This is a genomic window from Mesorhizobium sp. M4B.F.Ca.ET.017.02.2.1 (assembly GCF_003998955.1).
Taxonomy (GTDB): Bacteria; Pseudomonadota; Alphaproteobacteria; order Rhizobiales; family Rhizobiaceae; genus Mesorhizobium; species Mesorhizobium abyssinicae.
In genome coordinates this window covers 1-6,826 of sequence record NZ_RZOF01000338.1, presented here as the reverse complement: position 1 = coordinate 6,826, position 6,826 = coordinate 1, and the positions used below count along the sequence as shown (strand labels likewise).

The 6,826-nt window shown below is 62.2% G+C and carries 7 protein-coding genes; 2 read left to right on the top strand and 5 right to left on the bottom strand.

The window, feature by feature from the left end:
• The coding region (locus EN738_RS35995) for a phage tail tip lysozyme (RefSeq protein ID WP_348629112.1) at positions 1 to 1,845 on the top strand (1,845 nt) is incomplete at its 5' end.
• Positions 1,845 to 3,965 carry a hypothetical protein gene (locus tag EN738_RS28290; protein WP_127286536.1) on the top strand — a complete coding sequence of 707 codons (2,121 nt, stop codon included), beginning with the start codon at positions 1,845 to 1,847 and terminating at the stop codon, positions 3,963 to 3,965. The genes EN738_RS35995 and EN738_RS28290, both read left to right, overlap by 1 nt.
• Here the strand turns inward: EN738_RS28290 and EN738_RS28285 are convergent.
• The 5 genes from EN738_RS28285 to EN738_RS36490 all read right to left on the bottom strand — a co-directional run bounded on the left by EN738_RS28285 (position 3,900) and on the right by EN738_RS36490 (position 6,648).
• The gene (locus tag EN738_RS28285; protein WP_127286535.1) at positions 3,900 to 4,160 is read right to left on the bottom strand and encodes a hypothetical protein; all 261 of its coding nucleotides are present in this window, start codon (positions 4,158 to 4,160) and stop codon (positions 3,900 to 3,902) included. The two genes, EN738_RS28290 and EN738_RS28285, sit on opposite strands and share 66 nt — an antisense overlap.
• Positions 4,161 to 4,602: 442 nt before the next feature.
• On the bottom strand, positions 4,603 to 4,794 hold the full coding sequence (locus tag EN738_RS28280) for a hypothetical protein (protein ID WP_127286534.1): 192 nt from the start codon (positions 4,792 to 4,794) through the stop codon (positions 4,603 to 4,605).
• Between the two features lie 149 nt (positions 4,795 to 4,943).
• Positions 4,944 to 5,234: a hypothetical protein gene (locus tag EN738_RS28275; protein ID WP_127286533.1), complete on the bottom strand. Its 291-nt coding sequence runs from the start codon at positions 5,232 to 5,234 to the stop codon at positions 4,944 to 4,946.
• 81 nt (positions 5,235 to 5,315) lie between these two features.
• Positions 5,316 to 5,525: a hypothetical protein gene (locus tag EN738_RS28270; protein ID WP_127286532.1), complete on the bottom strand. Its 210-nt coding sequence runs from the start codon at positions 5,523 to 5,525 to the stop codon at positions 5,316 to 5,318.
• Between the two features lie 721 nt (positions 5,526 to 6,246).
• Complete coding sequence (locus EN738_RS36490; protein WP_245494782.1) at positions 6,247 to 6,648, bottom strand: hypothetical protein; 402 nt, start codon at positions 6,646 to 6,648, stop codon at positions 6,247 to 6,249.
• Positions 6,649 to 6,826 lie beyond the last annotated feature (178 nt).

Sequence of the window (6,826 nt, the reverse complement as noted above, 5' to 3'; positions counted from 1 at the left end):
GCCCTTGGTGGCGGCTCGATGGGCAGCGCTCCGGACCTTTCCGGCAATGACGTCTACAACGGCTTCATGGATACGGTGAAAAGCAAGGTCACCAATCCTTACGGCCTCGCTGCCGTCGCCGCGACCGCCAACGCCGAAAGCCGCTTCAGCCCGAAGAACGCTTTCGGTTCCTGGTCGGACCCGAGCGAAAGCGGCCAGGCTGGCACTGCCGGCGGCATCCTGTCCTGGCGGGGTCCGCGCTTCGCCGCGATGCGTACCTTTGCCGGCAGCAATGGCGGCGATGCAAATGCTCCGTCGCCCCAGCTTCAGGCGCAATATTTCCTGCAGGAAGACCCCGGCCTGATCGATGCGCTGAATGCTGCGAAATCGCCGGAAGAAGCGCAGCGCCTGATGAACAACGCCTGGAAATTCGCCGGCTACAACCGTCCCGGTGGCGAGGCCGCGCGCCGCATTTCCATGGCCAATTCCTTCACATCGCGTTTCGCCGATGCCGCGCCGGTAAACGTGGCGAGCCTCGAACCGGGCGGGGGCGTGTCGGCGGCGCTGAACAAGCGTCCGGCGCCGGACGGCCCGGCGGCGGTCGCACAGCCTGTTCAGTCGCCGCGCGCGGCAGAACCGCCTCCGGTGGCCGCGAAGCCGGCTGCGGCGGCGCAGACGGTCGCACAGGCCAATCCAGCCTCCGGTGGTCCGACCGTGCAGCAACTTCTGCAGGCCTCACAGGATCCACGCCTGTCCGAGCAACAGCGAGGCGTCGTTAACCTGATGCTGAAACAGAAGCTCGACGAGCAAAATCCGGCAAACCAACTCGAACTGGAAAAGAACCGGCTGGAAGTCGAGAAGCTGCGCAATCCGCAGATTGAGCCGGGTGACAAAGCGCGCCTCGATTTCGACCGGGAGAAGTTCGCGGCCGAGCAAAGCAAGCCGATCGAGGTTGGTGGCGTCCTGGTCGATCCCAAGACGCACGAGCCCGTTTACAGCGGCCAGCAAACCGATTGGGAAAAGCTGGACGAGCGGACCCTGTACAACAAGCGCACGGGCGAGACGCGGGCTGTCAGCATCGGCAATGGTCCGAACGCTGGCCAGTTCCGGTTCACGGGCAATTCCGTCGAGGCTCAGGCGCTCAACGGCCTGATGGATGGTGGCGGCCTTACGGTCGAGCAGGCGCAGCAGCTCGCCGCCGGCAAGACGATCAGCGGCCCGAATGGCGAATTGCTGTTCCTCACGCCGCAGGGCGTGTTTGGGCAGGCTTCTGCCGGTGGTCCGGCTATGCCTGTAACGACCAAGGCGGCACCGTCCGCCGTGCCGGCACCCGAAGCTCCGAGCGCGCCAGCGAGCCCGCGCGCGGCCAATCCGCCGCCGAGCGAGAACGCCGGCATCCTGCCTCTCACGGGCGCGAAGCAGAAGCCGCTGAACGAGCAGCAGCAGCGCGACAACAAGCTGTACTCGGTGGTCGCACCCGAGCTGCAGATTGTCGAAAAGAACTTCTCGGCCCTGTCCAATCCGTCGGATCAGGCCCTGTCGGCTATCCCGCGCGGATCCGACTTTGGCGCCGAGTACCTGAAATCGCCCGAGTATCAGCGAGCGTCGAACTCGCTGCGCACCATCATCGCATCCTACCTCTACAGCGTGTCCGGCGCGACGGCGGCGCCGGCCGAAGTCGAGAACCAGGCGGCCATCCTGACGCCAAAGCCTGGCGAGGCGAAAGCATCCCTCGACGACAAGTTGGCGCGTATCCGGCAGATGGTCGACGCAATCAAGAGCGGTGGCGGTTCCGCGCCGGCTGGCAACGCGGGCACCGGTGGCGGCACGACCAGCAACGGCTTGAAGTGGAGCATTGAACCCTGATGCCTACGCTCAACATCCAAGGCCGCAAGGTCCAGGTAGACGAGGGGTTCCTGTCGATGACGCCCGAGCAGCAGAATGCGGCGGTCGAAGAGATTGCCAAGTCTCTGCCGTCAGCAAACGCTGATGTTTCCGCGGCGGATGCCCGCGCGAAAGCCGGCATGGCCGCTGCTCAAAAGATCCTGGATGCTGGTGGCCCCGAACCGGGGAGCGGTCACGACGCGCCCGGAATTGCCTCTCCCCGCGCCATGGGCGCGTCGGGAACGTTCCTCAATGCGATCGGCGAAGGCATTCCGATTGCCGGCCCCTATGTCGACAGGGGCCTGACTGCCACGGCGGCGGGTATCGGCTCGCTGCTGACCGGGGAGCCTTCTTCCGAGGTCAACCAGGAGATGACCGACATCCAGCAAGAAAGCCTTGCCGCGCACCCGATCGCGCGCACTGCCGGCAACGTGACGGGCGCCGTGGCCGGCACGCTTCCGGCGATGGCCGCAGCGCCTGAATTGTTCGGCATCGGAGTCGCGTCGACCCCGTTGCGGTTGCTGGCCAGCACAGGTTCCGGCGCAGCTATTAACGGTGCGGATGCAGCCGTGCGGTCAGGCGGCAACCTTAAAGAAGCAGGTATTGGAGCAGGCATCGGTGCTCTGACAGGCTTTGCCGCCCCATTTGTCGCTCCGCTTGTCGGCAAGGGCGTCAAGGCCGTCGCCGACCGGGTTCAGCTCAGCGCCATTGCCAAGGCGCTTGGCCTGGACAAGAGCGCCACCAAGATTCTGGCGAGCGCTGTCCGACAGGATGCCGTAGAGCCCGGCGCACTGGCGCAGCTCGGCGACAATGGCATGTTGATGGATCTCGGCCCGAACCTGCGTCATACCGCTGGCGCCATCGCGGCAACGCCTGGAGAAGGCAAGGCCATCGTTCGCGGCGCGATTGGTGCGCGCGATGCCGACGCCAACTGGCGCATCCGGTCCAGCCTCAACGAGACGCTTGGCGAGGCTCCTACGCCGTCGCGCATCATCGACCGCGCGACCCGCAACCAGGCAAGTCTACAGCCGGAATATAGGGAAGCCTTGCGCGAGGCCTCACTGGTCGATTCTGCACCAATCGCCCGCTATCTCGACGCCGAGGCCCAGACGCTGCGCGGCGAGGCGCAAAAGGGCGTTCTGCGGGTTCGGAACATGCTCAACTACACGCCGACGCCCGACGAAATAGCCCGCGCTCGCTCCGGCGGTCAGCCGCTGCCCGAGCCTGGGCTGATCAGCGACGCCGGGACGCTGCTGAACGCGCGGCACGCCGTCGATGACCTGCTGGAAACCACGCAGGGGAGCAACGCCCTGAACGCCCTTCAGACCGCACGCCAGGGGATCGATGATGAACTTCGTGCCGCGGTGCCCGGCATCAAGGAAGTGGATGCGAAGTACGCCGAGCTAGCTCGCCAGAAGGACGCCGTTCAGCGCGGCCAGACGGTGCTTTCCAGCGGCCGGGAAGCGCCGCGGCCCGACGAACTCGCCGAGGAAGTCAGGCAAGCCGCGCTGCCGCAAGGTTTGCAGGTGGGTCCGTCGGCCGTGCCGCTTCGCCTTCGTGAGGGCGCCCGCGCGGAGATCGAGCGCATTGTAGGCACCAACGCGAACGACCGCGTCGTGCTTCAGCGCCTGATCAAGGGGGAAGGGGATTGGAACCGGGCGCGCCTGTCGACCTTGTTTAGCTCCGACCGGGCAAAGGCGATTATCGATCTGCTCGACCGCGAAAAGCTCTTTGCCGACACGTCGAACATCGTCACGCGCAATTCCGAGACGGCGGCGCGCATCGCGGCCAGAGATGCCATCGACGGCGGTGGCAGCAGCGGTTTCGGCATGCGCGAGGGCTTTATTGCCGGCGGCGCGCGCGGCGCAGCACGCGCGGCGGGTACTCGAGCTGTAGAGACCATCATCGACGCGCTGCGGAACGGCGGGAACGACAAGGCAATTACCGATATGGCTCGCAGCCTCACAGGCGGCCCGCAGCAGAGCGCCGTGCTCGATGCGCTGATGCGGGTTGGCCAGGGATCTAGGCTTCAGCAGTCACAGGTCGATCGTGTGGCGCGCGCTCTGCTGCTCAGCGGACCGGACGCCGTCGGTCGCCCTTGAACGGCGTTGCTTGCGGTCTTCGTAGATCCAGACCAGCAGCACCAGGAACATTCCGAACATCATTCCAAGGCTAAAGTCGAGCGACAAACGGCTTAGAAACCAGTCGGCACCTTGGTGGATGACGGTCAGGACGGCAATGGTGATCACCGCTGCGATTAGCTGAAGGACGGTGGTTCGCGACATGGCGCGGAACATAATGCGAAACCCTAGAAAGCGAAAGGGATGCCCTGGCGCGCCGCTCTTGGAACAAATCCGACGAAGCGCTGTTGAAAAGGTGTCTGCGATTGTTCCCCTCAAAGCTTTCGCAGACTGGGTGGAAACACCGGCCCGCGTCCTTTGCCGAGAGGGCGCGGGTTCTCCATTTTAACGGGTCGCTGGATTCTTCCTGTATCTTTGACGGAAAACACCGCCGCTCCCGCCTTGCTTCTCAAAGTTCGGGCGAGCGCGGGGGCGATTGGATGGCGGGCCTTTTTTCGTATTGACAACGGAAGGCCGCATGGCGATGACAGCATCGATTCAAACACGGGGAACTGCATGACAAAGAAACCATATGTGAAGCCTTCACTAGCGAAGAAAGCTAAGCTGTCGACCGTGGTCGCATTCAGCCTGTCCGGGCCGCTTCCACCGACCTGAGACATCAGGTGCGTGGGACCGGCCCGCTGGCTTCGGCCGGCGGGCTTTTTTGTTTCAGCCGATCGCTAGCCTCCAGATACGCAATGTCTATTAGGTACGTCAGCAGATCTTCACCATCCTCACGCATCCGATGGCGGATTACGCCCAGCAGGGATGCAACAAAGCGCAAGTTCTCCAGCTTGCTTGGCGAATCCATGATGCGCCTCCTAAGTTGACGATTCGTCCTATAATATTAGCGTATGCTTTCGCGAACGTCCCGCCCGCAATATTTGGCATTTTGAAAAGGCGCCCTTAAGGGTCGGCGCCCGGCGATAGCGGGAGTAATCTCCTACCTTCTTCAATGGCTCATGTCGTCTTCCGTTTCGGCGCCACGTAGCTGGTGACAAGCCGCACCGTGTTGAGCTTGACCGTGACTGGAACGCCAAGGTTCACCGTCACTCTGTCGTCGTCGACATGCGTGACGTCGCCCACCAGCTCAATCTTCTGCCCGCTGCTCACGTTTGGCGACCGGTCTACGATCGAATGCGGCTGGTGGTAGGAAGGGATCAATACGGCGATCCGGTCCTCTGGGACGCGCTTGCGCACAGTAGCGGTGATTGCGACCTCGTCGCCGACTTTGATGCTGCCCTTCGCCATGCCGATACAACTCCGACACGGCAAATAGGTTCGCAAGTGATTGCTAATGTATGGTTTCAGGATTGTCAGAGAACTGACGGATCAACTCGTAACTGGCCGTGGCCGTTGACGCCATTGCATGACCTGCAAATAGGCCGCCGCGGCTGCGTCGCATTGATGGCGAGATGGGCCATTGGAGTGCAGGATGACTTCGGCCACGCGTCTTGGAATGCCGTGCTTCGCTGCAAAAAAATCGACCTCATACGGAAACTGGTCCGGGTCCGGGTCGCTGCTGTTCAATTGCTTGCCCAAATGATCCTCCGCCGGTGCCTGGGATCACATAGAACGAAGTCGGCCATCATTGGTTTCGGCCGCGCCGTGGTTTTCGTCAATGTGCTGGTGCCGGGGGCACGTATGTGGGCGAGGACACCAATCTTTAAAATTGTCTGGAACCATCCCACCCCATGGAATACTGTTCCCCTAGCGGTCGATTTCTCAGGAATGTAGCCGCCCTCATTGAAAGCCCGCCCGTGGCCCCTCCATCGTGGCGGGCTTTTCATTGGGACGGGCCACTGAATTAAGCGAAAACTCATGCCTGGAGCGTACTAAGCAGAGATGCCTTCACGTCAAACCTTAGTAGAGTACGCCATCCTCGCCACGTTGATCGTGGCAACAGCATGGATCGGGCTACACGACTGGTCATGGGCTTCCCAGTAGGGAGCTAGCCATCATCCTTTCGGAGGCAGAGTGCGCGGTGCCCCCCGCGTAGATTAAGCGAGCCGGGCGCTCGAAACAAAAGCTACCTTCAGCGGTTCTTCTTCATTGGAGGTAACAACCCATGTGCCCAGCAATCGACAATGGGGGTGATCGCCAAGCCCATCTAAAGCTGCTGGCAGAGCGACTGACGAGAGAAACTGGCATCAAGGAGGAAGAGGCCAAGCAGCTGATCGAGCTGGTTGGAACCGATTGGAATTCGCTGCTTCGCGAGGCTAGGTTCCTGAAAGGTCGACACTAGACGGTTGCCGGCCCGGCACTAGCGGATCCGCTGGATGCGGCCCTTTTCGAGACGAAAAACACCGTTATGACCGCCTTGCTTCTCAAAGTCGGTTTGTAGCTCATCCCAGGTGCCAAGATACTCTCCACAATCGTCGCAAGAAATCGGCGTCTCGGGACGAGCGTCATCGGGAATTCTCAGCCGGATGGTGAGGCAGTAGGGGCATTCCAACCGATGATCGAGGTATTTGGTTGCCATCGACCCGTTCAGGATCCATTCCACAAAGTCAAGATCAACGGTCTCGAAGCCGGTGAAATCGCGGACCATTTGCGCGGCGAAGTCGCGCCATCGGCTTTCGGGAATTTGCTCTTCATCAATCGCTCGGCGAAGGGCGTTTCGCAGGATATCGCTGTCGAGTGACGATACCTTGTCGCGTGACATAGCCTACCCCCCCGCACATAAGGCCTAAGCATCCCACCCGCGCATAGCTCCTGTTTGGTGCGGGCGACTTGGGGGGATTATACGCCGTCTTCAGGAATCGGCGAGCGGAATGTAACGACAATGGCCCGCACCGGAGAGGGGACGGGCCACAGCGTGGCCCAGCGGTCGGGGGTGTGGG

Excerpts from the sequence above, each read along its gene's own strand:
- EN738_RS28280 (WP_127286534.1), bottom strand. The coding sequence starts at position 4,794 with ATGGATTCGCCAAGCAAGCTGGAGAACTTGCGCTTTGTTGCATCCCTG.
- EN738_RS28290 (WP_127286536.1), top strand. The coding sequence starts at position 1,845 with ATGCCTACGCTCAACATCCAAGGCCGCAAGGTCCAGGTAGACGAGGGG.
- EN738_RS36490 (WP_245494782.1), bottom strand. The coding sequence starts at position 6,648 with ATGTCACGCGACAAGGTATCGTCACTCGACAGCGATATCCTGCGAAAC.
- EN738_RS28275 (WP_127286533.1), bottom strand. The coding sequence starts at position 5,234 with ATGGCGAAGGGCAGCATCAAAGTCGGCGACGAGGTCGCAATCACCGCT.
- EN738_RS28285 (WP_127286535.1), bottom strand. The coding sequence starts at position 4,160 with ATGTTCCGCGCCATGTCGCGAACCACCGTCCTTCAGCTAATCGCAGCG.